Genomic DNA, 26615 nt, shown 5'->3' with positions numbered 1-26615 from the left:
GCCTTACTAATCTCTGGCCCTATTTACTAACCGCCAGGCACGACATTCTCTCGGCATCAAAATCGCCAAAACAACCCTTTCTTATTTTGAAAGCCCACGCCTCAAACATCTTGGCAGCGTTTTCTGCTCCGACATTGCGTACGAGCTGAACCGAGCCCCAAGATAATTCGATCCAGCTGAAGTCGTCGATGAACATCTGTTCGGGTATATCTGAGGCTGCGACCTTCAATTCATACCGGTAATAATGAAGCAGCTTATTTTTGTACTGTATCTTTCTCTTCGATATTTTCGACATTTCAGGTACCCGCTTGAGACACCGCAATAGCGCGGCACCAGGTATTTACATATTTAAATTAGTATCTCTTTCTGGCGCTAAATCACGGCCGGTAGATTTTCCTTATTGTACTCCCGTAACAACGATAGAGGGGCAGATTTGCAGTATCGCTCACCCGCCCCTCGCTACCATTCTTCTAGACTAACAGCTTATGCGCAGGCTCACGTGGTTTGCCACGCTGCCGGCGGTGACGCTCGCGGTCTTGACGCTTCATGTCCTCAGAGATTTCATAACGCTCTCGCGCCTGCGCGTTCTTTTTCAGAGTGACGAGTAACCTGCGCAGCCACCGGCGAGGCGCGTCATAAGGGTCCACAAAACTAGTCATCCAATTATAGTGGCCGGTACTCGCGTCATACCCACGGGCGCTGAATTTTGCGAACTCGACCATTGCATCATCATTCAGAAACTTGTCATCCCTATAGCCTTGAATAAGGCGTCCGTAACGCGGCGCCGCCTTCAGACAATAGTCAACCAGGTCGAACATGTTCCTACGGCGTGATTTTATCTTGTAGAAACTCTTCAAGTCGAACTGCAACGGCAGCGCGTAGTGCCGCGCCACCCGCTTCTCAAACTTCGCCGGGTGTTTCAGGTTCAATATCCAATGACTGTGCAAAAGTATGACATCACCTGCCTTCTCCGGATCCCAACCCATAGCTAGTAAGGTCTTCATTTTATCGACACAGGCGTATCTCTCGGTCTCGGGCGAGCCAGCTACGCCGAAAAACTCATCGTCATCAATCTCGCCAACATTCACGTCGTCTTCACCAGACGACCTAAACCGGCGGCGCTTCCCACCGCACTCTTGGTACAGCGCATAAGCCCTCCTGAGTTCTTTTGCCCAAAACACCTCCAATTCGTAAACGCGATAGATTCTGATCCCTCGATACCAGGCCTGTTTCGCTGAGAGCGTGCTCATATGCTCAAATAGCCATTCGCGATCGGCCACGAGCGCGGCATTAATGTCGTCCGCCGCAGAGGCGCTTTTAGCATAGGCAATGCCGACAAGCGCAGTTGCAAAGAAGAGCTGATCTTGCGGCACTCCGAAGAAGTTTCTTTCAGCAGCGTCTTTATCAGAATAGCTACGCAAGAGTCGTTCCACCGGGCTGCATAAGATGCCCGACGGTCGCTGTGGGCTACAAGTTGTCAACGCGTTGACAACTTCGGCGCCGGCGATCGACCGCTTAAGTGCGCGCGATTGGTGAATTTTCTCATACTCCAACAAGCGCCGACGATGCAGGCCGTCAGCGTCCCGGCTATTTTCGGTAAAGACGCCGTTCGCGATGAGCGCAGTGACGCTCTTATTGGGCAAGTACCCCGCCAGGCGCGTCATCGCGTTAGAATGAATTTCTCTATATAGGCCGTCCACTTTCTCAACACGGCGACGATGCTCACGATACTCCCGCTGCTTTTTACGCTTCTCCTTTTTTTGGGTACGCTCGCGAATTGCGAGTGTCTTGGTCAAGTCGTCATTCTCGGCATCCGCAAAGGACACAATTTTCCCGTCACGCTTTTTCATAGCGATACCCTCTGAGTTAGATTGTGGGTGGGTTTTTGATGACCGCGCCGAGACGCGGTCATCGTCTATTTACAGATTCAGAATCGGCACTTAGTCATCATGAGTTGCAGCAAGATGATGTTTGACGACCTTGATCTTGTTGGTGACGTACGTGGCGGTGGTTACGCCAGAAATCGTCTTGAGAAGCAGCACGAACGGCTTCTCCGCGCCCGAAATTTCCGGGAAACAGTCTAGGGCCTGCCGGGCCCATGCGATCTGCGGTTTAGCCACTTTTGACGAAGCCTTCTTGGCAAGACTGCCTTTGAAGGCATCGATTAAATACTTCAGGGTTAGCGGCACTTTCCCATGCTTACCCGAGCGCAGCTCCTCGGGGGTAATCCCCAAGATGATCGCGCCGCGCACGGCGAGCGAATACTTGTGCATCAGGGCGCGGCTGCCCTTAGACATCCACTTGCCGATCAGGGCCTCGATCGATGTATTGGCATTCGCACTCACCCCGGCCTTCTTGCACCGCTTCCGAAATTTGGCGGCCGCCTTTGGCTTCTTGGCATAGGCCAAGGCCAACGCCAGCCAGGACGCCCACATCGCCCAGGCTGACTTACGTTGTGCCTTCCTTCCACTTCGCCAGGTGCTCTTATCGGCATCCAGGTCAGCTTTGAGTCGCTTGAAGTCAATCTCCTTTGGATACACGAGCGCCGCGAGCTGCTCGGCCCTCTCGAGTTCAACCTTGGTCTTGGGGTATTCGTTAATTTTTCGCATTTAACTCTTTCTCTCCAGGTTATGAGATGAATGAGCTACGCTGCCGGCCCACCCGACAGCGGGTAGCCCGTTACTTGCGGCCGTCCTTCAAGAGGTCGGCCGCGCTCGTGCTCGTCACGGTATTCGCGGCAAGCCAGAGTTCGAGATGTAGGGTGTTGTAGCGGACCGCCCTCCCCTTAAAGGGGTGGACATATCTAGGCCCAGTGCCACGCCAACGCGCGTTTTGCAGGGTCTTTACCGAGACCTTAAGTCGGCGGGCGACTTCTTTCTCGTTTTCGAGGTTTGAAGTCATTGCAGCCTGGACAAGAGGGCCCAAGACTTCGGTTAGCGAACGGTATTTAGCGGGTGACTCTGTAGGAAGACTAAGCGCGAAGTCGACGATGGCGGCCCGAGCGATGGGATCCGCCAGCAACGCCTTTACCGTGGCAATCGCTTCTTCAGCAGCTGCCGCAGAGGTATTCGAAGTATAGTTGGTCGGGAACACTTGCCACTCCGTCGTTCAGACGGGGGTAAGTTTTGGCCGGTGCTTCTGGGTTGCCTATTTAGGAGAAAATTTCTCCTAAATACCCATTTGTCCCATTTTATGCCTTACGCAAACTCAAACCACTTTATAGCTCAGTGCTTGTTCTAGAAATTTTCCGACAAGAGGTTCCACGCCTTTGAACTCGGAGGCTTCGATATTGGCTAGCACCTTTGGCTGTAGTTGCCAGAGTGTCGATTTTGCGATGAATGGTTTTTTATGCGGATGAGGGCATTTTGTGGTTAGAAACAACTCAGCTGCGAGCGCGAAAGGGACTGCACCTTCGTTTGCATAAAATGTATTCTCGGCATCTAATAATCCGTCTCCTTCATCAGCGATATTAGAATCTTTGATGTTACCTTCTATAAGGGTTAATAGACCGCGAAAACCGTAGGCAATGACATATGGGAGCGCGGACGCGTAGTGTCGCCAAAGATCCATCAAGTCGCGCTCATTTCGACCAATATTGAAGCGTATTGTGGGCGGGCCTAACGGACGGAAATTTGATTTTGGTTCGTTGTCGGTCTCGGATCTTTTCTTTTTAGTTTTGTCACTGCATAGAAGCTGCGTAGCCTTTGCTAGGCTGAGAGATGACCGCACTTCTTGGGTCTGATCCAATTTAAGTAAAGTCAGGAAGACAGATGCCAATCGAATGGCCTGCAAGTTGAAACGCTCTTCGTATTGTTCATAGAGCTCCAAGCCGTACGACCAGAGCACTGCGCTATCACCGTCATATGTTCGGTAGAATCGTCGCTCTTCTGACAGGTATTTTGAGCGGTTAGCCGATCGCAGTCGGCGCAGCTCTTTCGGAACCGCCTTGTGTGGCCCCTCGGCATTAAAGCCTTCGAGACGGTAGGCCGACTTGCAGACGAGGTAAGAATTTCGCTCCATCTCGTCTTTGGGAAACAGGCAGTAAGCTCGTAACCGCTCGGCAAAAACAAAGCGCTCATAATCGTCCAGGTCTACATAGGCGCGCGCGCCTAGACCCAGGTTCATCACCAAAGCTTCATCTGTCATCGATTCGCCCCCCGAGCGGCGGCGAATTAGACCCGGCTGGGGCGGGCTCTGCAAATGTAGCTGTAGCTAGGCTGTAGCTAGAGGCCAAAAATGGCCCCTTGGGATTTGAACTAAGTCGATGTAAACTATTGAAAAGATTGGTGCACCCGACAAGATTCGAACTTGTGACCTCTGCCTTCGGAGGGCAGCGCTCTATCCAGCTGAGCTACGGGTGCGGGGTCTGGACGGGCCGGACCTTAACCGAGCCGGCCCCGGCAGCGCAAGCTGGGGGCAGGCCCGCCATTACAGGCTTTTGCCGGGCTTGTCATGGCTTATCCGCTGCTTATCCGCTGCTTATCCGCTGCTTATCCGCGACTTACGCCGGCCTTATCCGATGCTTGTTCCGTCTTATGGCATGCTTAGACAGGGCTTATTCCGTCTTATTTTTCCTTATTTTGAGCTTGTTCGCTTTCTCCCTTGTCCAAGAGGTGACATTACTCGCGTGGAATGTGTGAGTTCAGCGCGCCGGGCGCACCGGGGCGCGGATCAGCAGCGAACCACCCTTGCGGTCGGTCAACTGCCCCTCGCCGCCATAGTCCACCATCTGCCGCAGGAAGGCGGAGGCGCGCATGGCGGACGATCACCCGAGATCCCGGAAGAGATCGGCAAGAAAAGCGGTGGGATTGCCGAGGAACGACCTGATGACGCGATAATGCCCGGTCTCTTCCAGCGCGATGGGGCGGATCGCACCGCCATCCAGCGACAGCAACGCCGCATCGGGTAAGCTCATCAGGATCGGCGAATGCGTGGCGATGATCGCCTGCACCTGGCCGCTGAGCTGCCATTCACGCAGAATGCGCAAGAAGGCAAGCTGGCGCTGCGGAGACAGCGCCACTTCCGGTTCGTCGAGGATGTAGATTGCGCGTTGTCCGGCGGGCATCCGATCTTGAAAAGTATCCAGAAACGCCTCCCCGTGGCTACGTTGTTCCAGATTGCCAAAACCGCCTGTTTCGCTCAAATAGTCGACGTAACTGAAAAAGCTCGCCGCACGGAAAAAGAAGCCTCGACGCACACGAGGTAGCCAAGACGGCCGCAACGACCGAGCCAAGGCGTTCTCCTTGCCGCCTTCACCGGTCTGATGATCCTGACTACCGCCTTTGCCAGCAAATCCGGCCATTTGGGCGATAGCATCGATCAGCGTGGATTTGCCGGAACCGTTTTCGCCGACGATAATGGTAATGGCGGACTCGAAATCGAGTTCGAATTCGTCAGCGAGATACGGCAGTACGGTGAAAGGAAATGCCTCTCGATCCGTTTTTGACGGATCGAGAGTAACACGTTTCAAGAATGGTGATTGGAGTGCTGGTGCCATTACGGTCTTGTAGTCAGCGGGCCAATCGCATACTAAAACAAAAAGAGAACATTTGCAACGAAAACTGGCGGATTTCTGGTGAATACTGGCTTATGCGGCTTGCGATGGGGGATTCCGGAGTCCCGCCCGTCGGGCTTTGCGCGACAGTATATGTAAGGCGGCAAAGCCGCCGGATATCCAAAGCGGCAAAGCCGCTGGGCGCGGGAATGATGCGGTGGGACGCGATCCCCCGCCCTACCTGCCCTCATCCACGAACAGCTCCAGCGCTTCGCCACCGAACACGTCGTCGTATTCCAGGGTCTTCATCAGGCCCATCGTGCCGTAGAAATGCAGGAAGTAGCTGTTGGCCAGTTCGCGTCGCACGAAGTAGCGCGCCAGTTTCAGCACCGGCTCCACCACTTCCGACGGCCGTTTATCCAGATCGATGGTTTCCGGCAGATAGGAAAAGAGTGCTTCCTGGATACCCCAGTTGAAGCGGTTGCTGATCAGATAGGCGAGATCGCGCTGGATGATCTCATGCGACAGCAGCGGCTGTTCATAGAGGCGCGCGAACTGCTCGCCCTCGTAGCATTGCAGGAACAGTTCGTTGTGATACTGCGGCGACAGCACCAGCACGCCGGTGTTGAACATGAAATCATGCGGCGGCACATGATGGCTTCTGTAACATTTGTGGACATCGCCGATCCAGGCGCGCTGCTCGGCTTCCGGCCGGATCGGCAGCCGGTACAGGCGTTCGAGGAAGACCATGCGTTCGGCATCCGAACTGCGCCCGCCGGACAGCGTGAGGCTGATCTTCTCGGCCGGGCCGCAGGCATTCATGATATTCTGCGCATGAGGCCCGATGATGATGTCGGAATCGAGCCAGACGATCCGCTCGTACTGCGCCGACCAGGGCTGGTTCAGGATCAGCAGCTTCTGCCAGGCGGGCGACCGCGACATGGCCCGTTCGGAGGTGTCGAGCGGGCAGGCGATGACAATCAGATCGAGATCGAAGGCCTGGATATAACGCCGCCAGGAATCCTGGCACAACCGTGCCCAGGTGGCTTCGTATTCCTCGCCGATGATAATGGTGACGATGGCCGCGCGGCGCCCGGTCCTCGGCACCAGGCTGTCGGCGTATCTGAGAACGATCATTCCCGCCCCTTGTCGGGGCGAACCGATCTCTAGCCGCCCTCATTTATAAACAATTCGACTGCAGTCCCGCCGAATATATCCGCATGGCTGAGGCGTTTCATCAAATTCATTGAGCCGTAGAAATGCAGGAAATAACTGTTGGCCAGCTCGCAGCGCACCAGGAAGCGGGCCAGCTTCAGCACTGGATCGACAAAAGCAGGCGGACGCTGCTTCAGCGTGATGATTTCCGGCAGATAGAAGAACAGCGCCTCCTGGACACCCCAGTTGAAGCGGCTGTTGATCAGATGCGCCAGGTCGCGCCCGATGATCTCATGCGACAGCAGCGGCTGCTCATAGAGCCGGCCGACATGTTCGCCTTCGTAGCACTGCAGGAACAGTTCGTTGTGATGCTGCGGCGACACCACCATGACGCCGGTGTTGAACATGAAATCGTGCGGCGGGACTTTGTGGTCCATGTAGTTCTTTTCGACCTCGGCCGACCAGACCATCTGCTCTGCCGTCGGCAGGAACCGTGCTTCGTACAGGCGCTCGATGAACACCATGCGCTCGGCATCCGAGCTGCGCCCGCCGGAAATCGTCAGGCTGATTTTTTCGGCCGGCCCCGCCGCCTCGATGATGTTCTGCGCATGCGGGGCGATCACGATGTCGGAATCGAGCCAGACGATCCGCTCGTACTGCTTCGCCCAGGGCTGATTGAGGATCAGCAGCTTCTGCCAGGCCGGCGACCGCGCCGCCGCCAGTTCGGACGTATCGAGCGGACAGGCAATGACGATGAGATCGAGGCCGTAGGTACTGGCGTAGCGAACCCAGGACTCCTGCGCCAGCCGCACCCAGGTGGCGGCATAGGTCTCGCCGATCACAATGGTGACGAGCGCCGCGCGGCGACCGCTGTGCGGAACCTGCACTGTGGGGGAATTCAGGACGAACACGTGCGCACCTTTCTGGTGGCTCAGCCGTTGCCGGGAAAAGCCCCTGCCCGAACGGCAGAGCGGCACCCGCGCAACACCGCGCTTTTGCCAGAGGGCCCTGTGCGGCGCAACGAAATTCTCGGATATACCGGGGCTGTCCGGCCCGACCGGCTCAGGCGGCCCGGCTGCGCGTCAATTCCAGGAACAGGTCTTCCAGATCGGCATCCTGGGTGGTCAGGTCATGGATCGCCAGCCCGGCCGCCTGCAGTTTCGCAAGCAAACCGCTGAACGGCAGCTGACTCGGCCGGTAATGCAGGCGGAGCCGGCGCGGGCCCAGCAGCTCCGCCTCCAGGCCATCCAGGGCGGCCGGGACGGTCGCCAGATCGGCCTCCAGGGTGACGATCACATCTTTGCGATCCATGCGCGCCAGCAGTTTCGGGGTGGCGTCATGCGCCACGATCCGCCCGTGGTTGACGATGGCGATATGGTCGCAGAGCGCCTCGGCCTCTTCCAGGTAATGCGTGGTCAGCACCACGGTGACACCCGACCGGTTGAGCTGGCGCACATAGGCCCAGAGCTGCTGGCGCAGTTCGATATCGACACCGGCGGTGGGCTCGTCCAGCACCAGCACCGGCGGGTTATGCACCAGCGCCTTGCCGACCAGCAGGCGGCGGCGCATGCCGCCCGACAGCGTGCGGGCATAGGCTTCGGCCTTGTCGGTGAGGCCCATCGCGGCGAGGATTTCGTCGCTGCGCCGCTCGGCCTTGGGCACGCCGTAGAGTCCGGCCTGGAATTCCAGTGCCTCGCGCGGCGTGAAAAACGGATCGAGATTGAGTTCCTGCGGCACCACGCCGATGGCGGCCCGCGCGGCGCGCGTGCTGCTGTCGATGTCATGGCCCCAGACGGCGGCGGTGCCGGATGTTTTCGTCACCAGGCCGGCGAGGATGTTGATCAGCGTGGATTTGCCGGCCCCGTTGGGTCCGAGCAGACCGAAGAAGCTGCCGCGCGGGATGTCCAGCGTCACGCCATGCAGGGCAGTCTTGGCCCTGGCGCCCGTGCCATAGACCTTGACCAGATCGCGCACAGAAATGGCAGGGCCGGAAGCGCGGGAATCGGTCGAAAAATCGGCAGCAGTCATGGCGGCTGGGGTGGCCTTTTGTCCTGTAAGACTGGCGTGGCAGACGGTGCTGCGGTAGGTATCACTTCAGGCCTTGGGGGTCAAACCCGGGGTCGGACCAGCCCATTCGGAGACGACCATGCAGGCCACGAAAAATACCGCTCCCGAAACCATCACCGTGGAGAGCCCGGTTGTGGCCTGCGACGGCGGCGGCGGTGCGCTGGGCCATCCGCGCGTCTATCTCAACATGGGCGACAAGACCGAGATCGACTGCCCCTATTGCGGCCGCGCCTATCTGCTGAAGGACGGCGCAGGCCATCACGGGCACTAAACTACTACCGTCATTCTCGGGCTTGTCCCGAGAATCCAACCGCCGCCAGTATCATGCTCCGCCGTCACCGTCGTAAGCGCCGTTAGACGGGATGGATCCTCGGCACAAGGCCGAGGATGACGTGGTGGTAAACTGGAGAGCGTCTCTCAATGGCATCCAAACACCGCCTCTATCTGGTCGACGGCTCGGGCTACATCTTCCGGGCCTATCACGCGCTCCCTCCTCTGACGCGCAAATCCGACGGCATGCCGATCGGCGCGGTGTCGGGCTTCTGCAACATGCTGTCGAGCTTGCGCGACAAGGCCGAGCATGACGAAGCCGTCAGCCACATGGCGGTCATCTTCGATGCAGGTCGCGAGACCTTCCGTAGCGAGATCTATCCCGACTACAAGGCCAACCGCAGCGAGACGCCGGAAGACCTGATCCCGCAATTCGCACCGATCCGCCAGGCGACACGCGCCTTCGGTTTGCCCAGCATCGAAAAGGCAGGCTTCGAGGCCGACGACATCATTGCGACCTATGCCCGCATCGCCAACGAAGCCGGTATGGAAGTCTGCATCGTCTCGTCGGACAAGGACCTGATGCAGCTGGTGCGCGACGGCGTCGGCATGATGGATCCGATGAAGGATCGCAGCATCGGCCCGGCCGAAGTGATGGAGAAATTCGGCGTCAGCCCCGACAAGGTGATCGACGTGCAGGCGCTGGCCGGCGACAGCACCGATAACGTGCCCGGTGTGCCCGGCATCGGCATCAAGACGGCGGCCGAACTGATCAACACTTTCGGCGATCTGGAAACGCTGCTCGCCCGTGCGGCTGAGATCAAGCAGCCCAAGCGTCGCGAGACATTGCTGACCAATGCCGACAAGGCGCGCATTTCCTACCAGCTGGTGAAGCTGAAGGACGATGTGCCGATGGAACTCGGCCTCGACGATCTCAAGCTGTCGCCGGTGGAGTGGCCGAAGCTGTCGGCCTTCCTGAACGAGATGGAATTCCGCACGCTGACCAGCCGGATCGAAAACCGGCTCAAGCTGCGCGGCACCGATATGAGCGGCGGCGCGCCGGGCGTGACGGCGCGGCCGGAGAGCATGTACAGCGCGCCTATTGCCTCCGCGCATAAGGCCACGACGCCGATTGCCTTCCCCGGCGAAGGCGGTCCCGAGACGCCGCTGGTCAGCCGCGATCATTACGAACTGGTGCAGGATCTGGGCGCGCTGCAGCGCTGGATCGCGCGCGGTTTTGAGGCCGGTCTCGTCGCCTTCGACACCGAGACCACCAATCTCTCGCCCACCATGGCCGAGATCGTCGGCTTCTCGCTGGCTGTCGCGCCGGGCGAGGCCTGCTATGTGCCGCTCGGCCATCGCAAGGCCGGCGGCGGGCTGGATTTCGGCGGCGACGGCGATCTGAAGCAGATTCCGCTGCAGCAGGCGCTTGATGCGCTCAAACCCCTGCTGGCCGATCCGGGCGTGCTGAAGATCGGCCAGAATATCAAATACGACATGGCGGTGCTGCACGGCTATGGCGTGGAGATTCAGTCCTACGACGACACCATGCTGATGTCCTACACGCTGGATGCCGGCAAGCATGGCCATGGCATGGACGAACTGTCCGAACGCCATCTTGGCCATACGCCGATCAGCTATGATGAAGTGACCGGCACCGGCAAGGCGCGGATGCCCTTTGCCGAAGTGGCGCTCGACAAGGCGCGCGACTATGCCGCCGAAGATGCCGATGTCACCTTGCGGCTCTATCACGTGCTGAAGCCGCGCCTGCTGGCCGAAAAGCAGGTGTCGCTCTACGAGACCATCGAACGGCCGCTGCCGGATGTGGTCTGCGCCATGGAATGCGCCGGCATCAAGGTCGATCCGGCCGAACTCAATCGCCTGTCGGCCGATTTCGCCCAGCGTATGGAGACCTTCGAGAAGAAGGCGCATGAACTGGCGGAAGACAGCTTCAACATCGGCTCGCCCAAGCAGCTTGGCGAAATCCTGTTCGACAGGATGAAGCTGCCCGGCGGCAAGAAGGGCAAGACCGGCGCCTATTCCACCGGCGCCGAGGTGCTGGAGGAACTGGCCGCCGAGGGCCATGAACTGCCGCGCGTGGTGCTGGACTGGCGCCAGCTGCAGAAGCTGAAAAGCACTTATGCCGATGCACTGGTTGCCTCGGTCAATCCGAAGACCGGCCGGGTGCATACCTCATTCGCGCTCTCGGCCACAAACACTGGTCGCTTCGCGTCATCCGATCCGAACCTGCAGAACATCCCGGTGCGCACCGAGGAAGGCCGCAAGATCCGCAAGGCCTTCGTCGCCGACAAGGGCCACAAGATCATCTCGGCCGACTATTCGCAGATCGAATTGCGCATCCTGGCCCATATCGCCGATATCGGCACACTGAAGGACGCCTTCCGCGACGGCATCGACATCCATGCACTGACCGCGAGCCAGGTGTTCAACACGCCGGTCGAAGGCATGGACCCGATGGTGCGCCGCGCCGCCAAGGCGATCAACTTCGGCATTATCTACGGCATGAGCGCCTTTGGGCTGGCGGCCCAGCTCGGCATCCCGCAGCGCGAAGCGCAGAGCTATATCCAGGCCTATTTCGAGCGCTATCCCGGTATCCGCGATTACATGGACAGCACCAAGAAACAGGTGAAGGAGCAGGGTTTCGTCACGACCTTGTATGGTCGCCGCGTGCATTTCCCCAACATCAACTCGAAGAACCCGGCCGAGCGCGCCTTCCTGGAGCGCGCCGCGATCAACGCGCCGATCCAGGGCTCGGCCGCCGACATCATCAAACGCGCCATGGCGAAACTGCCGGCGGCGATTGCCGCGCAGGGCTTAAGCGCCCGCATGCTGCTGCAGGTGCATGACGAACTGGTGTTCGAAGCGAAAGAGGCGGAAGTCGAGGCGCTGATCGCGGTCGCCAAGGATGTGATGCAGGCCGCCGCCACGCTGGCTGTGCCGCTGGTGGTCGAAGCCGGCATCGGCGACAACTGGGAAGCGGCGCATTAGGACGCGGTTCCCGTCGTTCCCGCGAAAGCGGGAACCCAGAACTACCGCCGGACTGGATCCCCGCTTTCGCGGGGATGACGATCTTCCTTAATTACTCAAATACCGGGCGGAAGAAATTGCGCTCCCAGCGACGGATGCATTTGGTCTGCTGACCATAGTCCCAGGCCGCCTTGCATTCGGCATCGTCAGCCATGGCGATGCGATACTGCTCATAGGCGGCCAGACTCGGAAAGCTGAAGCTGGCCAGCGCAATGTCGCTGGCGCCCTCGCTGGGCAACAGGTAGCCGTGATGCGTGCCGCCGAGCTTCTTCACCAGCCGGATCCACATCCGGCCGTATTCCTCGAATTCCTTCACCTTGTCGGGGTCGATCTCGTAGCGCAGGAAACAGGTGATCATGGCGACGCGAGAGCCTTTCTTTACCTTGTCATCCCCGGGCTTGACCCGGGGATCCATGTCTTGCGATCTATAAAGAAAAGGCGTGGATGGCCGGGTCAAGCCCGGCCGTGACAATATGGGTTATTGTTTGACACAACGCTCCACGATGGCGCCGCAGGGTTCCATGATCTCGCGGCCCGTCGCCGTGCGGCCGCGGAACTCGATCTCGCGCACGCGGCCGTTCTGCAGGAAGAAGGCCGCCTCGCAGTAGCGGAAGTAGTCGTATGATGTCTCAGCGCGGTTGGTCGGCGTGTAGCCGACATCGGAAATCGTCGTCGCCGACCGGGCGGTCTCGCGGAAATAGCTCCAGAGATCGATGCCGTTCTCGCGGTTGAGCGCGGTCGGTTCGCCGATACAGGCCTTGAGCTCGGCCTCCGACATGCCGACCATCTCGGTGCGGGCCCGCTCGGCCACCTGCTCCAGCGGCGAGGCGCAGCCGGCAAGGCCGGCGACGAAGATCAGGCAGGCGAAGGCGAGGAGGTTTTTGTGCATTGCGCCAATCTGCCGTAACGCCAAGCCGCGGTCAAATCCTCCGTAGCCCGACCTTATTGTCCGCCCGCCGGGTTTCCGATAAACCAGATGCAACCGAGAAAGGAACCCAGAAATCATGGCCGCGACTGTCACTGTCATGCCGGAGAAACTGCGCACCGCCGTGCGCCATATCTGCCTCGCCGGTGGCAGCAACGAGCGCGAGGCCNNGCGGTGGAAAAGCGTCTGGTGGTGAACCAGTCGGTGCGGGTGACGGGAGATGCCGGCGCGATCCTCAATCTCGATGGCGGCATGGGCTATGGCCAGGTGATCGGCCACGAAGCCATGGAACTGGGCATCCGCCGCGCCCGCGAAACCGGCGCCTGCATCGTGAGTTTACGCGACAGCCACCATATTGGCCGCATCGGCCATTGGGGCGAGCAATGCGCCGCCGCAGGCATGATCTCGACGCATTATGTCAACGTGGTCGGCCGTCCGGCGCTGGTGGCGCCCTTCGGCGGTTCGGACGCACGTTTCGCCACCAATCCCTATTGCTGTGCCATTCCGGCCACCGAGCCCGGCGGCGAGCCCATCGTGCTCGACATGGCGACATCCAAGATCGCCATGGGCAAGGTGCGCGTCGCCATGAACAAGGGCGAGACGATTGCGCCCGGCACGCTGATCGATGCAAAAGGCAATCCGACCGAAGACCCGAAAACCATGTTCAATTCGCCGACCGGCGCGATCCTCGCCTTCGGCGAGCATAAGGGCTATGGCCTCGCCGTGATCGCCGAGCTGCTGGCCGGCGCTTTCACCGGCGGCAACACCATGAAGCCCGATGCCTGGGCGAAGAACACCATCACCAACAACATGTTCTCGGTGATCGTCGATCCGGCCAGACTCGGTGGCGCCGACAGCTGGCGGCGCGAGACGCAGGCCTTTGTCGATTTCGTGAAGGCTTCGCCGAAAGCGCCGGGGTCCGATGGCGTGCAGGTCGCCGGCGAACCGGAGCGCCGCACTCGCGCCAGGCGTAATCACGACGGCATCCCGGTGGATGCCACCACCTGGAGCGAAATCATCGCTGCCGGTGAATCGGTTGGCGTCAGCGCCAGCCAGACCAACGCTGCCGCAGGACTGAACTGATGAACAAGCCCGCCATTGAAGATGCCGCCGACCGCCTGCGCCAGGCATTTGAATCCGGCATTGCCTGCGCGCCCGTGCGCGAATTGCTGGCCGGCGACATGAAGGCGGCTTACGCCGTGCAGGCGATGAACCGCGATCACTGGCTGAAAAACGGCCGCCGCGCGGTGGGCTACAAGATTGCGCTCAGCAACCGCGCGGCACAGAAGGCGATGGGCCTGACCGAGCCGGCCTATGGCATCCTCTATGCCGACATGCTGATGGGCGATGGCGACGAGGTGGCAGCCGGCCGCGTGATGCAGCCGCGCGTCGAGGGCGAGGTGGCCATCGTGCTCGACCGCGACCTCGACATGGAACAGCCGACGCTGGCCGATGTGATCCGCGCCGTCGGTTACTGCCTGCCCGCCATCGAAGTGGTCGGCGGGCGTATCGCCAACCTGGACGCCAAACCGGTCGACCTGGTGGCCGACAATGCCAATGGCGGCGCCTTCGTGCTGGGTGCGCCGGCGCGCAAACTCGACGGCCTCGACCTGCGCCGCCTGAGCATGAGCCTGACCAAAAATGGCAGCCCGGCCGGCAGCGGCACGGGTGAAGCGGTCTATGGCAGCCCGCTGCATGCGCTGGCCTGGCTGGCCGGCAAGCTGGTGCAGGATGAGATGCCGCTGCATGCCGGTGACGTGATCATGACCGGGACTTACTTTGCGATGCAGGCGGCGGCGGCCGGCGACCAGTTCGAAGTGCACGCCGAAGGCCTCGGCCGCTGCGCCGTCAGCTTCGCCTAGGAAACAACCACCATGCGCGCGATCGAACTGCAGGACTTTTCGGTCGACGCCTTACACATGACAGAGCGGCCCGATCCGCAGCCAAAAGCCGGCGAAGTTCTGGTGCGGGTGAAAGCCTGTTCGCTGAATTTCCGTGACTGGCTGATGGCGCAGGGCAGTTACAATCCGAAGCAGAAGCTGCCGCTGATCCCGGTCTCCGATGGCGCCGGCGAAGTGATCGCGGTCGGCGACGGTGTATCAGGCTTCAAAGCCGGCGACCGCGTGCTGGGACATTTCTTCCCCAACTGGCTCGCCGGCGAACCCAGCGTCGAGAAATTCAGCGTCAGCATGGGCGGGCCTTACGACGGCTGGCTCTGCGAGCAGCGCACCTTCCCCGCCACGGCACTCGCCCACATCCCGGCGCATCTGAGTTACGAAGACGCCGCTGCCCTGCCCTGCGCCGCGCTGACGGCCTGGAGCGCCATTACCACGCTGGGCAAAGTGCAGCCCGGCGAACGCGTGCTGATCCAGGGCACCGGCGGCGTGGCATTATTCGCGCTGCAATTCGCCAAACTGGCCGGCGCCGAAGTGATCATGACCTCGTCGTCGGACGAGAAGCTGGCGCGCGTCAAAGCCATGGGCGCCGATCACCTGGTCAACTACAAGACCGACGCCAACTGGGGCCACACCGCCCGCGCGCTCACCGGCGGCGCCGGCCTGGATCACATCGTCGAACTCGGCGGCGCCGGCACCCTGATGCAGTCGATCCGCGCCATCCGGCCGGGCGGCATGATCAGCATGATCGGCGTGCTGTCCGGCCCCGGCCACGATCTGAAGATTCCGCTGGTGGTGATGCAGCAGATTCGGCTGCAGGGCGTGACGGTCGGCAGCAAGGAAGGCTTCGACGCCATGCTTCGCGCGATCTCACTCGCCAAACTCAAGCCTGTGCTGGATGAGCGTTTCGAATTTTCAGAGAGCGGCGTACGTGCCGCGTATAATCATATGGGCGGCGGCAGTCATTTTGGAAAGATTGTGATTAGGATGTAGGAATTTCATTGGGGGAAGCGATGACAAAATACATAAAGCTGCATCAGTTCCTGTCGAATATTACAGACAATCAGTGGTCCGCTTCATTCTCGAAAATTGAATCCATTCTCGGCTTCTCCTTGCCGCAAAGCGCCAGAAAGCATGCTGCATGGTGGGGCAATGCGGCAGAGGGCCACAGTCATGCAGAGGCATGGCTGGAGGCAGGCTGGGAAACGGAAAATCTGAATCTGACCGCGGAAAGAGTCGCCTTCCGCCGGACCGGTCCGCGCAGCACCACGCCAAAACTACGTGCCAAACGCACGCCGAAACCCAGCCTTTCTGCGTATGACTGGGACACACCGGACCAGTTGCAATGCGACATCTCGATGCAGTGGCAGCCGCTGGGTCGCATTATCAGTCTGAACGGCCGCCTGTCTTTTCCCATCGCACCATCAAGCCCGGGACTTTATCGTTTCCGTGTCCGGCAAGGAAATCGGGAGGCTGTCTATTATGGCGAGAGCGACAATCTTGCCCGCCGCTTCACCAATTATCGTAATCCTGGCTCAACACAGCAGACCAATGTTCGGGTGAACCAGAAGTTCACCGAAATGCTGGAGCGAGGCGCTGAAATTTCAGTCGCCGTCATAATCCAGGATGCGTGGATATGTCGGGATGGAAAGCGGGTGGTTGCCGACTTCTCGTCCAAGGCTGTCCGCCGCCTTTTTGAACATGCGGCCATCCATGCCTCAGGAGAAGACATAGAAGCGCTCAATCGGTAGGCTTGAGCGGGGTCATGTATCCATATGCAGTTTAAACCTTAACCTCCATATAGTATCGCAAGCCCCGCTCTTGCCGCATGATGGCAGCGGTAATCCAGCTCCGGAGCCCGCCGCCATGTACATCCTGATCCTGATCATCCTGCACACCGCCCTCAGCCTGGTGGCGCTGGCGACCGGGCCGTCTGTCGTCGCCGATCTGCTGGGCAGCCGCGAGCGCGAGGGCATGACGAAACTCTTCCTCGCCACGGCTTTGCTCACCAGCGCAACCGGCTTCCTGTTTCCCTTCACCCAGCTGCTGCCGCCGCATATCACCGCGCTCCTCGCCCTGCTGGTGCTGGCGGTGACGATTCCGGCGCGCTATCGCTACGGCTTACGCGGCGCCTGGCGCTGGATCTATGCCAGCGGCGCGGTGGCCAGTCTCTGGCTGCTGGTCTTCGTACTGATCGCGCAGGTCTTCGCCAAGATTCCGGCTTTGCGGGCGGCGGCGCCGACGCAGAGCGAACCGCCCTTTGCCATCACGCAGGTGGTGGTCCTGGTGGTCTTTATCGCGCTCGGGATCGCGGCGGCGCGCAGGTTTCAGCCAGCGGTCACCCCTGCCATCGCCGGATAAGGCAGCACGCGCTCGATCAGCGCGGTATCGGCATATTCGGTGATTTCCACCACGCGGCCATCGTTCAGCCGGAAGATCATGCAGTAGCTGTTGCAATAGGCGACACCGGCTTTAGTGCGCGCATTGCCGCGCGCCTGCACCGCCACGCAGTCCTCTTCGGCGATCATGCGCGAGACGGTGAGCGGGTTCGGCCCGGCCAGCACCTGAAACAGCGGCTCAAGCAGGTCGGCTTTCACAGCCGCCTTGCCGCGATAACTGCGCGACCAGGCGGTGCTGCCCTCGACATGCCACACGACCTCGTCGGCCAGCATCTCCACGAATGGCCGGCCGTTGCCGGCGGCAAGATCGGCAAATACCCAGTTCAGCAGTTCCTTGTTGGCAGCAGCCTGTTTTGGAGTTGGTACTTTCCGGGCGGGCTTTTTCATGTCTTCGTTTCCTCGATGTCGGGCCAGGGATGACAGAGCCCATTTTCCGGCGGCAGCCGCAGGCCGTTGGCGAGATAGGCGACCGAGCGGTAGTAGCCGGCGAGCAGCAGCAATTCGAGAATTGCCTCGTCGCTGAAAGCCGCTGACAGTTCGGCCCAGAGCGCATCGCCAATATCGCAGTCGCGCTGCAGTGCATCGGCGAGCCGCAACAGCAGGCGATCCTCCGTCGACCATACAGAGTGATCAGCCGTGCCATGCACGCTGGCGCGGATCTGCGCCGGCGAAATGCCGGCCTGCACGGCAAAGAAATGCACCCGCAGGCCCCATTCGTAACGGCAGTGACAGTTGGCGCAGACCCGCAGCAGCAACACCTCGCGCTCACGGAGCGTCAACTTACTGTCGGGCCGGTAGCCGACGGAGCCGCGCATAAACCGTTGCAGCAGGTCCGGATCGCGCGCCAGCACGGTGAAAATGGCAAAGGGCGGGCCCCAGGCGGCCGGCAGGCGCGCGAAGGCGGCCTCTGCGTCAGGGGAATATGGCTGGGTGACAGGCGAGATTCTCATGGCGGCCTCCGAGGGGGAAGATTGCGCAGCCATAATCATTCTTCCAATCGATAGTCTGTATGATTTATATTCGTGCCATGAATTTGGCCGCACTGGACCTTAACCTGCTGGTGGCGCTGGATGCGCTGGTGACCGAAGCCCATGTCGGCCGCGCCGCCATGCGGATCGGCCTGTCGCAGCCGGCGATGAGCCATGCGTTGCGCCGCCTGCGCGAGATCCTGAACGATCCCCTTTTAGTGCGTGTCGGCCCCGGCATGGAGCTGACGCCACGTGCGCAGGCGTTGCGCGCACCGCTGAAGCAGACGCTCGAACAGGTGCGCGGACTGTTCGTCGCCGACGGTTTCGATCCGGCCAGCAGCGCGCGGCGCTTCGCGCTGATGATCCCGGACTACATCATCAATTTCGTGCTGCCGCCGCTGGTCGGCCGCATCGCCGGTGAAGCACCCGGCGTGCGGCTGGATGTGACGCCGTGGCGCGGCGCGCCATNNGCCGCAGTTCCTCGCCGCCCGGCATGTGGCAGTGATCGGCCGCGGCCAGAGCGAAGACCTGATCGACACCTGGCTGCAGGGCCAGGGCATCCAGCGCCGCATCGCGCTCTCGGTGCCAAGCTATCTGCAGGCGCTGCATACCGTGGCGCAGAGCGACCTCGTCGCCTTCGTGCCGGGTCGGCTGGTGGCAAGCCTCAGCAAACAGCTCGATCTGGTAACGCTGGAGCCGCCGCTGCAACCCGAAGGCGACGAGGAATACCTGTTCTGGCCGGTGCGGCACCAGAACGATCCCGGCTCGCTGTGGCTGCGCCGCCATATCATCGCGGTGGGGCGCGATCTGGACCGGCAGAAAAGAAAAGCCGCCTAGCTGGGCGCGAATCGCCAATTCCCCGGCTTGTCCTCGGCGCGGGCATGCCTATATTTTCACCACGCCCGTTGGCATTTGCGGCGCAGGCGGTTGGCTTTTGCCCCCTGCGCCCTTATCTGTGATGCCGACCGCAGCGACGTAGCTGGCAACCCCTTTTCCGAATGACGACGATGGCCATGGACCTTTCGCCCAAAACCCCGACCAGTATTCCCGGCAGCCTGTCCGGCCTGACGGCCGATCCGGCCGCGGCACCTGCTGCCACCCCCGCGCCGGCCGGCGACCTGATCAAGGACGCCGATGTCAGCACCTTCATGCAGGACGTCATCCAGGCCTCGATGCAGCAGCCGGTGCTGGTCGACTTTTGGGCGCCGTGGTGCGGCCCCTGCAAACAGCTGACGCCGGCGCTGGAAAAGCTGGTCAAGGGCGCCAAGGGCAAGCTGCGGCTGGTGAAGGTCAATGTCGACGACCCGAAGAACCAGCCGCTGGCCCAGCAGCTGCGCATCCAGTCGATCCCGGCCGTCTATGCCTTCCATCAGGGCCAGCCGGTGGATGGCTTCGTCGGCGCGCTGCCGGAAAGCCAGCTGAAGAAATTCGCCGAAGGCCTGCCGGGTGCCGGCGAGATCGAGGACAGCGCCGCCGACGCCATCGAGGCCGGCAAGGCCGCCCTCGCCGAACAGGCCTGGGAAGATGCCGCTGCGGCCTTCTCGACCGCGCTGGGCGGCGAACCCGAGAACGTCCCGGCGCTGGGCGGTCTGGCGCGCGCGCTGATCGGCATGGGCGAGATCGAGGCCGCAAAGGAAATCCTCGAACAGATTCCGGCCGACAAGGCCGGCCATGCCGATGTGGTTGCCGCGCGCTCGGCGCTGGAACTGCAGGAAGCCGGTAGCCAGGCGGCCGGCAACCTCAAGCCGCTGGAAGCCGCCGTCGCCGCCAATCCGAACGATCATCAGGCGCGGCTGGATTATGCCGTGGCGCTGCATGGCGCCGGCAATGCCGAAGCCGCCATCGACCAGCTGCTGGATATCGTTAAGCGCGACCGCAAATGGAACGAGGAAGCCGCGCGCAAGCAGCTGGTGAAAATCTTCGAGGCAATGGGCCCGATGGACCCGGTGGTGGTGGATGCGCGCCGCCGCCTGTCGTCGATCCTGTTCTCCTGAGCCAGCGGTAGGCGCACCGATGCATGAGTCCCAGTGCCCCTCCAGCATCGGCGAACTGAGCAATACCATCCCGGTCTTTCCGCTGACCGGCGTGCTGCTGCTGCCGCGCGGCCTGCTGCCGCTCAACATCTTCGAGCCGCGCTACCTGGCGATGACGCGGGCAGCGCTCGACGGCGCCAAGCTGATCGGCATGGTGCAGCCGACCGAGCCCTTCGGCCGCGACGGCCAGTCGCCGCCGAAGAACAGCACCGATGTCTATGGCACCGGCTGCGTCGGCAAGATCGTGTCGGCCACCGAGACCGATGACGGCCGCATCCTGCTCACCCTGAAAGGCCTGTGCCGTTTCGACGTGACGCGCGAGATTGAGTCCGGCACTCCCTATCGCCAGGTGGAAGCGGATTACGCGCCTTATGCCGGCGACATGGCGATGCTGCCCGACGGCCTGTGCGACCGCAACCGCCTGATCCATGCGCTGCGCGGCTATTGCGCGCGGCACAACCTGCCGGCCGACTGGGAATCGATCAGCGCGGTGAACGATGACCTGCTGGTGCATTCGCTGGCGATGATCTGTCCTTTCACGGCCGGCGAGAAGCAGGCCCTGCTGGAAGCCAGGGATTTCAAGGCGCGTGCCGCCATGCTGGTCAGCCTGCTGGAAATGGCGATGCTGGATCACAGCAGCCTGCCGCGCGGCGCCAAGCCGAATTGATCTGGCCCAATTGAGGACATCATGAGCGAGCCGACCCGAACCTCCGCACCAGTCGATCCCAAGCTGCTCGAACTGCTGGTCTGTCCGGTGACGAAGGGGCCGCTCTCCTACGACCGCGCGCGCAACGAACTGGTCAGCGAAAAAGCCGGGCTGGCCTTCCCGATCCGCGACGGTATCCCGATCATGCTGGTGGACGAGGCGCGCCAGATCGACGACACGCTGCTCTGAGCATGTCGACTGAAGCGAAATACGGCGTTCCCAGCGGCCTTAATCCGCAATCGCAGTACCAGCAGGCGGGCCGCCCGGCCTGCACCGACGTGCGCTACATCTCGGCCGAGAAACGGCTGGAAGTCGCCTTCGAGGATGGCAAGCAGTTCGCCTTCACGGCGGAATTCCTGCGCGTCGAAAGCCCCTCGGCCGAAGTGCAGGGCCACGGCCCGAGCCAGAAGACCCTGGTGCCGGGCCGCCGCCATGTCGGCATCATCGGCATCGAGCCGGTCGGGACGTATGCCTTGCGCCTGAGATTCGACGATCTGCACGATACCGGGCTGTACAGCTGGGAATGGTTCTACGACCACGGCCATAGCCAGGACGCTTTGTGGCAGGACTACCTGCAGCGCCTGGACGCGCGCGGGCTCAGTCGAGACCCGCGCGGCCGCTGAGCCTAGATCGTCTCGCCCTTGAGGAGCCGCGGCAGGCGGCCGAGATCGCCCATGGCATGACGCATGAACAGCTTTTTCAGCGGTCCGATGCGGTTGACCATCCCCAGGCCCAGATCGCGGGCCAGACGCAGCGGTGCGATGTCGTTGGAGAACAGCCGGGTCAGGCCGTCGGTGACGGCGCCGAGCACGACATTGTCGACGCGGCGCCAGCGTTCGTAGCGTTCCAGCACATCGCTACGGCCGATATCGAGCCCGAGCCGGCGCGCGTCCACGATGGCTTCGGTCAGTGCCGCGATATCGCGCAAACCGAGATTGAGTCCCTGCCCCGCGATGGGATGGATGCCATGCGCGGCGTCGCCCACCAGCGCCAGACGATGATCCGTGTAGCGCAATGCCAGCATGAAGCTGAACGGATAGGACCAGCGCGGCCCGACCACGTCGCAGGCGCCATAGCCGGTGCCGAAACGCTGACGCATCTCGTTGGCGAAACCAACGTCGTCCAGTGCCATGATGGCGGCGGCGCGTCCGGTCGGCTCGCTCCAGACCAGCGAGGAGCGATAGTGGCCTTGCGCATCGTCGGTCATCGGCAGGATCGCGAAAGGCCCGGCCGGCAGGAAACGCTCCTGCGCCACGCCGTCATGCGGCAGTTCATGCTGCACCGTGCAGACGATGCCGCTCTGCTGATACGACCAGTCGACCGTGCGGATACCGGCCTCCTGCCGGATCGTCGACTGGCGACCGTCGGCGCCAACCACCAGCCGCGCGGCGATCCGGCGGCCATCGGCCAGCTCGATCTGCGCCGGTGCGCCCGAGCCGGAGATGCCGTAGTCGATGCGCCGCGCCGTCATGGGCGCGAGCAGCTGCAGATGGGCGCATTCGGCCAATGCCGCCTGCTGGGCCAGCCGGATCACGCGATTCTCGACCAGATAGCCGAACGGGGCCGTGCCGAGTTCGGTGTGGTCGTAATGCACGAACAGCAGCGAGTCGCCATCCGAGACCCGGATGTCCAACATCGGTTGCGACTCCCGCACATGGCGCCACAGGCCGATCGCTTCCAGCATGCGTTGCGAGGCGAGTGCGATGGCCGAGACGCGGCCGTCAAAGCCGGCCTGGGTGACGCGGGCGGGGTCTTCGCGGTCAATCACCGCCACGGAAATGCCGTGCCGGGCCAAGGCGATGGCCTGGGTCAGGCCGTTCAGGCCGCCGCCGATCACGGCAACGTCGAACAGCGCGGCTGTGCCGGAGGAAGCAGGCGAGGAAGCAGGCTTTGTCATGGCCGGCATCCTCGGCACGGCTCCCCGGCTTGTCCAGCCCCAGACGGCCGCCGGGGCCGGGCCATGACGGCAATTTGCTTGGACGCGGCGACTGCGTCGTACTAGCCTTGCGCCATGCCGTTCAAGCCGCTGACCGTCCTGGTTCTGGCGTGGCTGACGGGCCTGCCGCTGCTGTCCCTGCCCTCGAAGGGAGTCGCTGCCGAGCAGATGCCCGTCGATCTCGAATTGCTGCTGGCGGTCGACATTTCCGGCAGCATCGATGCCGACGAGGCCCGGCTGCAGCGCGAAGGCTATGCCCGCGCGCTGGTCGACAAGGATGTGATCAAGGCGATCCGCGGCGGCATCCACGGCAAGATCGCCGTCGCCTATTTCGACTGGTCAGATGCCTATCTGCAGAATCCGATCATGGACTGGACGCTGGTGCAGGATGAAGCCAGCGCCCGCGCCGTGGCACAGCATTTGCTGGATACCCAGACACGCACGGCGCGGCGCACCAGCATCACCGGCGCAATCAGCTATGCCATTCCGCGTTTCGGCGCCGGCGCTTACAAGGGCCTGCGGCGCGTGCTGGATGTTTCCGGCGACGGGCCGAACAACGACGGCGGGCCGATTGATCTCGCCCGCGACAAGGCGGTATCGGCCGGCATCGTGATCAACGGCCTGGTGATCCTGAACGGCAAGCAGAACACTTGGGGTTTCCCGCAGCTGGAAGACCTCGACCGTTATTACGAAGGCTGCGTGATCGGCGGCCCCGGCTCCTTCGTCGTGGTGGCGGAGAATTTCGAGACCTTCCACGAAGCCGTGCGGCGCAAGCTGATCCTCGAGATCGCCACCGCACCCGCCGTGCCGCCGGCCTGGCAGCAGATCGGCCCTTCGGTGACCCACAAGGCGCAGTCCGGATACCGCTATCCCAAGGGCTGCGACGTGGGCGAACGGCAGAGCCAGGAATTCTGGCGCCGCCGGTGGGATCAGTAGCCGCGAAAATCCCGTCAAAGTCACGCCGGGGCACCTTGGCCTCGCCCGGTTTTTGCCGTATTTCCAAGCAATAAACCAACCGGCAGATCACAGCCGACCCGACCTGACCTGACCTTTCCTCGGAGTATCCTCCATGTCCACGCGCCCCGGTCCGTTCGACCGCGCCGACTTTCCTTTCGCCCTCCGCCTTGTCACCGAAGCTGCCGCGGTTGCCGCGCATCGCTGGGTCGGCCGCAGCAGGAAGGAAGACGGCGATGGCGCCGCGGTGGAAGCGATGCGCAAGGCGCTGAGCGACATCAACATCAACGCGGTGGTGATGATCGGCGAAGGCGAGAAGGACAATGCCCCGCTGCTCTATCGCGGCGAGCGTATCGGCAAGGGAGAACCCGAAATCGAGATCGCCGTCGATCCCATCGAGGGCACGACCAACATGGCCAACGGCGTCGACAATTCGATGGCGGTGATGGCGCTGGCGCCGCGCGGCGCGATGTTCGACCTGGGCCCCAGCTTCTACATGGACAAGCTGGTGCTGCCGGCTGCCGCGAAGGGCAAAGTCGATCCGGCTTGGCCGGTGAAAAAGAAGCTGGAGGCTCTGGCCGCCGCGCTGAACAAGCCGGTTTCCGAGCTGCGCATCTTCGTGCTCAACCGCAAGCGCCATCATGCGATGATCAAGGAAATCCATGACGTCGGCGCGCGCACCATGCTGCAGGAAAACGGCGATGTCGCCGGCGCCTTCATGGCGCTGCAGCCCGGCAGCAGTGTCGATGCCCTGTTCGGCACCGGCGGTTCGCCGGAAGGCATCATAACCGCGATCTTCGCACGCGCCATGGGCGGTGAATTCTTCGGCCGCGTCGATCCGCAGGGCGACGAGGAAGCCGCGAAGGTGAAAGACTTCGGCCTCGATGCCGGCAAATGGATGAGCGGCGCTGAGCTGGTAAAGAGCGACGATGCCGTCTTCGTCGCCACCGGTATTAACTCCGGCCCGGTCTGCCGCGGCGTCAGCATCGAAAAGGGCATCGCCTATACCCATAGCGTGATCCTGATGGCGAAGACGGGCGCGCGGCACGATATCTCCAGCCGCTTCCCCATTGCCTGAACCTGGGCCCGAGCAAGTCGAGACAGCCATGAGTTTGCGTGAAGTCGCCACGCCGTCCTTCGAAGGGCAGAAGCCCGGCACATCGGGCCTGCGCAAGAAGGTGACGGTCTTCCAGCAGCCGGGCTATCTGGAGAACTTCGTGCAGGCGGTGTTCGACTGCGCGCCGGAGTTACAGGGCGGTACGCTGGTGCTGGGCGGCGACGGCCGCTTCTTCAATCGCGCGGCGATCCAGACCATCCTGCGCATGGCAGCCGCCAACGGCATCGACCGCGTGCTGGTTGGCCAGGGCGGTATTCTTTCCACACCCGCCGCCAGCGCTGTGATCCGGCGCCATCGTGCGCGTGGTGGCCTGGTGCTGTCGGCCAGCCACAATCCGGGCGGCCCGGACGGCGACTTCGGCATCAAATACAACATCGCCAATGGCGGTCCGGCGCCGGAGGCCGTGACCGAGGCAATCTACCAGCACACACAGATGATCCGGCATTACCGCATTGTCGATATAGATGGCGAGATCGACCTAGATAAAACCGGCAACCGCAAGATCGGCAACATGACCGTGACGGTGATCGATCCGGTCGACGATTATGCCGCGCTGCTGGGCGGATTGTTCGATTTCGACGTCATTCGTGCGCTGCTGGCGCGCAAGGATTTCCGCTTCCGCTTCGACGCCATGCATGCGGTGACCGGGCCTTACGCCAAGCGGCTTCTCGTCGAGATGCTGGGCGCGCCAGAAAGCAGCGTGATCAATGCCGAGCCGCTGGAGGATTTCGGCGGCGGACATCCGGATCCCAACCCGGTCTATGCACCGGAGCTGTACAAGGCCGCGGTGCTGGACGGCGAACTGGATTTCGCTGCCGCCTCCGACGGCGATGGCGACCGCAACATGATCTTAGGCCGTGGCATCGCCGTCACACCGAGCGACAGCCTCGCCGTGCTGGCCGCCAATGCGACACTGGCGCCGGGCTATGCCAGAGGCATTGCCGGCGTGGCCCGCTCGATGCCGACCAGCCGCGCGCCGGATGCGGTGGCGCGCGCACTGAAACTTGAATGTTTCGAGACGCCGACAGGCTGGAAGTTCTTCGGCAACCTGCTGGATGCGGGCCACATCACACTCTGCGGCGAGGAAAGCTACGGCACCAGTTCGGATCATGTGCGCGAGAAGGACGGCCTCTGGGCGGTGCTGTTCTGGCTCAACCTGCTGGCCGCAAAACCCGGCGAGACCGTGCTGTCGATCCTGCAGCAGCACTGGAAGCGCTACGGCCGGCATTATTACAGCCGGCATGATTACGAAGCCGTCGATGCCAGACAGGCCACGGAGGCCCTGAACCGCCTGCGCGCCAATCTGCCTGCCCTGCCCGGCCAGAAGATCGGCAACATGGCGATCACGGCGGCCGACGATTTCGCCTATCGCGACCCGGTGGATGGCAGCGAGAGCAAGGGCCAGGGGCTGCGGGTGATTTGCGGCGAACAGGCCCGGCTGATCGCGCGACTGTCGGGCACGGGCACCGAAGGCGCCACCGTGCGTTTGTATTTCGAACTTTACGACGCCGATCCGGCGAAACAGGCCGACGACGTGCAGTCGCGGCTGCAGCCGCTGATCGATTTCGCAGAAGCGCAGACCGGTCTTCGCAAAATCACTGGGCGTGCTGCGCCCGATGTGATCACGTAAGACCGGCAACCGTCGGAG

The 26615-nt window shown here is 61.9% G+C and carries 28 protein-coding genes, 1 tRNA gene and 1 pseudogene; 16 read left to right on the top strand and 14 right to left on the bottom strand.

Features of this window, described 5'->3' with window-relative positions:
• Positions 1-470: 470 nt before the first annotated feature.
• From CTR53_RS07020 to CTR53_RS06980, 9 genes are all read right to left on the bottom strand, one after another.
• Entirely contained in the window at positions 471-1850 is a 1380-nt protein-coding gene (locus CTR53_RS07020) for a hypothetical protein (protein ID WP_290810454.1), read from the bottom strand.
• Between the two features lie 90 nt (positions 1851-1940).
• Positions 1941-2609: a hypothetical protein gene (locus CTR53_RS07015; protein WP_290810451.1), complete on the bottom strand. Its 669-nt coding sequence runs from the start codon at positions 2607-2609 to the stop codon at positions 1941-1943.
• A 70-nt stretch (positions 2610-2679) separates the two neighbouring features.
• A complete protein-coding gene (locus CTR53_RS07010; protein ID WP_290810448.1) occupies positions 2680-3093 on the bottom strand; it encodes a helix-turn-helix domain-containing protein in 414 nt (137 codons plus the stop codon).
• Between the two features lie 114 nt (positions 3094-3207).
• A complete protein-coding gene (locus CTR53_RS07005; protein WP_290810445.1) occupies positions 3208-4146 on the bottom strand; it encodes a hypothetical protein in 939 nt (312 codons plus the stop codon).
• A 138-nt stretch (positions 4147-4284) separates the two neighbouring features.
• Positions 4285-4361 (bottom strand) — tRNA-Arg (locus tag CTR53_RS07000).
• Positions 4362-4765: 404 nt separating this feature from the next.
• Positions 4766-5497, bottom strand: coding sequence for an AAA family ATPase (locus CTR53_RS06995; RefSeq protein WP_290810442.1), 732 nt, complete (start codon positions 5495-5497; stop codon positions 4766-4768).
• Positions 5498-5731: 234 nt separating this feature from the next.
• The gene (locus CTR53_RS06990; RefSeq protein WP_290810440.1) at positions 5732-6631 is read right to left on the bottom strand and encodes a hypothetical protein; all 900 of its coding nucleotides are present in this window, start codon (positions 6629-6631) and stop codon (positions 5732-5734) included.
• Between the two features lie 29 nt (positions 6632-6660).
• On the bottom strand, positions 6661-7536 hold the full coding sequence (locus CTR53_RS06985) for a hypothetical protein (RefSeq protein ID WP_290810437.1): 876 nt from the start codon (positions 7534-7536) through the stop codon (positions 6661-6663).
• 175 nt (positions 7537-7711) lie between these two features.
• Positions 7712-8677 carry an ABC transporter ATP-binding protein gene (locus CTR53_RS06980; protein WP_290810429.1) on the bottom strand — a complete coding sequence of 322 codons (966 nt, stop codon included), beginning with the start codon at positions 8675-8677 and terminating at the stop codon, positions 7712-7714.
• A 118-nt stretch (positions 8678-8795) separates the two neighbouring features.
• On the opposite strand from CTR53_RS06980, the gene CTR53_RS06975 reads away from it, so the two are divergent.
• Together CTR53_RS06975 and polA are read left to right on the top strand one after the other, a co-directional pair.
• Positions 8796-8987, top strand: a complete 192-nt coding sequence (locus CTR53_RS06975; protein WP_290810418.1) for a zinc-finger domain-containing protein — start codon at positions 8796-8798, stop codon at positions 8985-8987.
• Between the two features lie 149 nt (positions 8988-9136).
• Positions 9137-11995: a DNA polymerase I gene (gene polA, locus CTR53_RS06970; RefSeq protein WP_290810415.1), complete on the top strand. Its 2859-nt coding sequence runs from the start codon at positions 9137-9139 to the stop codon at positions 11993-11995.
• A 91-nt stretch (positions 11996-12086) separates the two neighbouring features.
• Here the strand turns inward: polA and CTR53_RS06965 are convergent, their stop codons facing one another.
• Together CTR53_RS06965 and CTR53_RS06960 are read right to left on the bottom strand one after the other, a co-directional pair.
• Positions 12087-12392: an NIPSNAP family protein gene (locus CTR53_RS06965; protein ID WP_290810413.1), complete on the bottom strand. Its 306-nt coding sequence runs from the start codon at positions 12390-12392 to the stop codon at positions 12087-12089.
• A gap of 120 nt (positions 12393-12512) precedes the next feature.
• Complete coding sequence (locus CTR53_RS06960) at positions 12513-12923, bottom strand: hypothetical protein (RefSeq protein ID WP_290810410.1); 411 nt, start codon at positions 12921-12923, stop codon at positions 12513-12515.
• Positions 12924-13133: 210 nt separating this feature from the next.
• Here CTR53_RS06960 and CTR53_RS06955 point away from each other — a divergent pair, with 210 nt between their 5' ends.
• From CTR53_RS06955 to CTR53_RS06935, 5 genes are all read left to right on the top strand, one after another.
• On the top strand, positions 13134-14042 hold the full coding sequence (locus CTR53_RS06955) for a malate/lactate/ureidoglycolate dehydrogenase (RefSeq protein ID WP_290810407.1): 909 nt from the start codon (positions 13134-13136) through the stop codon (positions 14040-14042).
• A complete protein-coding gene (locus CTR53_RS06950; protein ID WP_290810404.1) occupies positions 14042-14821 on the top strand; it encodes a fumarylacetoacetate hydrolase family protein in 780 nt (259 codons plus the stop codon). The genes CTR53_RS06955 and CTR53_RS06950 overlap by 1 nt, the downstream gene beginning before the upstream one ends.
• 12 nt (positions 14822-14833) lie before the next feature.
• Positions 14834-15847 carry an NAD(P)-dependent alcohol dehydrogenase gene (locus CTR53_RS06945; protein WP_290810400.1) on the top strand — a complete coding sequence of 338 codons (1014 nt, stop codon included), beginning with the start codon at positions 14834-14836 and terminating at the stop codon, positions 15845-15847.
• Positions 15848-15867: 20 nt separating this feature from the next.
• Positions 15868-16605, top strand: coding sequence for a hypothetical protein (locus CTR53_RS06940; protein WP_290810397.1), 738 nt, complete (start codon positions 15868-15870; stop codon positions 16603-16605).
• 115 nt (positions 16606-16720) lie between these two features.
• Complete coding sequence (locus CTR53_RS06935) at positions 16721-17215, top strand: hypothetical protein (RefSeq protein ID WP_290810394.1); 495 nt, start codon at positions 16721-16723, stop codon at positions 17213-17215.
• On the opposite strand, the gene CTR53_RS06930 is transcribed toward CTR53_RS06935, so the two are convergent.
• Both CTR53_RS06930 and CTR53_RS06925 read right to left on the bottom strand, forming a co-directional pair.
• Positions 17182-17640, bottom strand: a complete 459-nt coding sequence (locus tag CTR53_RS06930; protein WP_290810391.1) for a nuclear transport factor 2 family protein — start codon at positions 17638-17640, stop codon at positions 17182-17184. The genes CTR53_RS06935 and CTR53_RS06930 overlap by 34 nt on opposite strands.
• On the bottom strand, positions 17637-18203 hold the full coding sequence (locus CTR53_RS06925; RefSeq protein ID WP_290810388.1) for a carboxymuconolactone decarboxylase family protein: 567 nt from the start codon (positions 18201-18203) through the stop codon (positions 17637-17639). Before CTR53_RS06925 ends, CTR53_RS06930 begins: the two co-directional genes overlap by 4 nt.
• 59 nt (positions 18204-18262) lie before the next feature.
• Here CTR53_RS06925 and CTR53_RS21215 point away from each other — a divergent pair.
• The 6 genes and pseudogenes from CTR53_RS21215 to CTR53_RS06900 form a co-directional block, all read left to right on the top strand.
• Positions 18263-18469, top strand: a pseudogene (locus CTR53_RS21215) (LysR family transcriptional regulator); the annotation flags it as partial.
• A gap of 247 nt (positions 18470-18716) precedes the next feature.
• Positions 18717-19058, top strand: coding sequence for a LysR substrate-binding domain-containing protein (locus CTR53_RS06920; protein ID WP_290810385.1), 342 nt, complete (start codon positions 18717-18719; stop codon positions 19056-19058).
• A gap of 170 nt (positions 19059-19228) precedes the next feature.
• Positions 19229-20215, top strand: a complete 987-nt coding sequence (locus tag CTR53_RS06915; protein ID WP_290810382.1) for a co-chaperone YbbN — start codon at positions 19229-19231, stop codon at positions 20213-20215.
• 19 nt (positions 20216-20234) lie between these two features.
• The gene (locus CTR53_RS06910) at positions 20235-20921 is read left to right on the top strand and encodes an LON peptidase substrate-binding domain-containing protein (RefSeq protein ID WP_290810379.1); all 687 of its coding nucleotides are present in this window, start codon (positions 20235-20237) and stop codon (positions 20919-20921) included.
• A 21-nt stretch (positions 20922-20942) separates the two neighbouring features.
• The gene (locus tag CTR53_RS06905) at positions 20943-21149 is read left to right on the top strand and encodes a Trm112 family protein (protein WP_290810376.1); all 207 of its coding nucleotides are present in this window, start codon (positions 20943-20945) and stop codon (positions 21147-21149) included.
• A gap of 2 nt (positions 21150-21151) precedes the next feature.
• Positions 21152-21583, top strand: coding sequence for a DUF971 domain-containing protein (locus tag CTR53_RS06900; RefSeq protein WP_290810373.1), 432 nt, complete (start codon positions 21152-21154; stop codon positions 21581-21583).
• A 2-nt stretch (positions 21584-21585) separates the two neighbouring features.
• On the opposite strand, the gene CTR53_RS06895 is transcribed toward CTR53_RS06900, so the two are convergent.
• The gene (locus CTR53_RS06895; RefSeq protein ID WP_290810370.1) at positions 21586-22857 is read right to left on the bottom strand and encodes a UbiH/UbiF/VisC/COQ6 family ubiquinone biosynthesis hydroxylase; all 1272 of its coding nucleotides are present in this window, start codon (positions 22855-22857) and stop codon (positions 21586-21588) included.
• A gap of 114 nt (positions 22858-22971) precedes the next feature.
• Here CTR53_RS06895 and CTR53_RS06890 point away from each other — a divergent pair, with 114 nt between their 5' ends.
• From CTR53_RS06890 to CTR53_RS06880, 3 genes are all read left to right on the top strand, one after another.
• Positions 22972-23832 (top strand): DUF1194 domain-containing protein, encoded by an 861-nt coding sequence (locus tag CTR53_RS06890; protein ID WP_290810367.1) that lies wholly within the window; start codon positions 22972-22974, stop codon positions 23830-23832.
• Positions 23833-23965: 133 nt separating this feature from the next.
• Complete coding sequence (gene glpX / locus CTR53_RS06885) at positions 23966-24928, top strand: class II fructose-bisphosphatase (protein ID WP_290810363.1); 963 nt, start codon at positions 23966-23968, stop codon at positions 24926-24928.
• A gap of 28 nt (positions 24929-24956) precedes the next feature.
• Positions 24957-26597 (top strand): alpha-D-glucose phosphate-specific phosphoglucomutase, encoded by a 1641-nt coding sequence (locus tag CTR53_RS06880; protein WP_290810361.1) that lies wholly within the window; start codon positions 24957-24959, stop codon positions 26595-26597.
• Positions 26598-26615 lie beyond the last annotated feature (18 nt).

The sequence above is a fragment of the Ferrovibrio sp. genome (genome assembly GCF_002796975.1).
GTDB lineage: Bacteria > Pseudomonadota > Alphaproteobacteria > Ferrovibrionales > Ferrovibrionaceae > Ferrovibrio.
Note: the sequence above shows the minus strand (reverse complement) of the source record. Positions and strands in the feature narration are given on the sequence as shown.

Coding starts and splice junctions, on each gene's coding strand:
- CTR53_RS06975 (WP_290810418.1), top strand. CDS start 8,796: ATGCAGGCCACGAAAAATACCGCTCCCGAAACCATCACCGTGGAGAGC.
- CTR53_RS06910 (WP_290810379.1), top strand. CDS start 20,235: ATGCATGAGTCCCAGTGCCCCTCCAGCATCGGCGAACTGAGCAATACC.
- CTR53_RS06965 (WP_290810413.1), bottom strand. CDS start 12,392: ATGATCACCTGTTTCCTGCGCTACGAGATCGACCCCGACAAGGTGAAG.
- CTR53_RS06935 (WP_290810394.1), top strand. CDS start 16,721: ATGTACATCCTGATCCTGATCATCCTGCACACCGCCCTCAGCCTGGTG.
- CTR53_RS06990 (WP_290810440.1), bottom strand. CDS start 6,631: ATGATCGTTCTCAGATACGCCGACAGCCTGGTGCCGAGGACCGGGCGC.
- polA (WP_290810415.1), top strand. CDS start 9,137: ATGGCATCCAAACACCGCCTCTATCTGGTCGACGGCTCGGGCTACATC.
- CTR53_RS06915 (WP_290810382.1), top strand. CDS start 19,229: ATGGCCATGGACCTTTCGCCCAAAACCCCGACCAGTATTCCCGGCAGC.
- CTR53_RS06980 (WP_290810429.1), bottom strand. CDS start 8,677: ATGACTGCTGCCGATTTTTCGACCGATTCCCGCGCTTCCGGCCCTGCC.
- CTR53_RS06890 (WP_290810367.1), top strand. CDS start 22,972: ATGCCGTTCAAGCCGCTGACCGTCCTGGTTCTGGCGTGGCTGACGGGC.
- CTR53_RS06995 (WP_290810442.1), bottom strand. CDS start 5,497: ATGGCACCAGCACTCCAATCACCATTCTTGAAACGTGTTACTCTCGAT.
- CTR53_RS06900 (WP_290810373.1), top strand. CDS start 21,152: ATGTCGACTGAAGCGAAATACGGCGTTCCCAGCGGCCTTAATCCGCAA.
- glpX (WP_290810363.1), top strand. CDS start 23,966: ATGTCCACGCGCCCCGGTCCGTTCGACCGCGCCGACTTTCCTTTCGCC.
- CTR53_RS06940 (WP_290810397.1), top strand. CDS start 15,868: ATGACAAAATACATAAAGCTGCATCAGTTCCTGTCGAATATTACAGAC.
- CTR53_RS06960 (WP_290810410.1), bottom strand. CDS start 12,923: ATGCACAAAAACCTCCTCGCCTTCGCCTGCCTGATCTTCGTCGCCGGC.
- CTR53_RS06895 (WP_290810370.1), bottom strand. CDS start 22,857: ATGACAAAGCCTGCTTCCTCGCCTGCTTCCTCCGGCACAGCCGCGCTG.
- CTR53_RS06925 (WP_290810388.1), bottom strand. CDS start 18,203: ATGAGAATCTCGCCTGTCACCCAGCCATATTCCCCTGACGCAGAGGCC.
- CTR53_RS07005 (WP_290810445.1), bottom strand. CDS start 4,146: ATGACAGATGAAGCTTTGGTGATGAACCTGGGTCTAGGCGCGCGCGCC.
- CTR53_RS06945 (WP_290810400.1), top strand. CDS start 14,834: ATGCGCGCGATCGAACTGCAGGACTTTTCGGTCGACGCCTTACACATG.
- CTR53_RS06905 (WP_290810376.1), top strand. CDS start 20,943: ATGAGCGAGCCGACCCGAACCTCCGCACCAGTCGATCCCAAGCTGCTC.
- CTR53_RS07015 (WP_290810451.1), bottom strand. CDS start 2,609: ATGCGAAAAATTAACGAATACCCCAAGACCAAGGTTGAACTCGAGAGG.
- CTR53_RS06930 (WP_290810391.1), bottom strand. CDS start 17,640: ATGAAAAAGCCCGCCCGGAAAGTACCAACTCCAAAACAGGCTGCTGCC.
- CTR53_RS06880 (WP_290810361.1), top strand. CDS start 24,957: ATGAGTTTGCGTGAAGTCGCCACGCCGTCCTTCGAAGGGCAGAAGCCC.
- CTR53_RS07020 (WP_290810454.1), bottom strand. CDS start 1,850: ATGAAAAAGCGTGACGGGAAAATTGTGTCCTTTGCGGATGCCGAGAAT.
- CTR53_RS06950 (WP_290810404.1), top strand. CDS start 14,042: ATGAACAAGCCCGCCATTGAAGATGCCGCCGACCGCCTGCGCCAGGCA.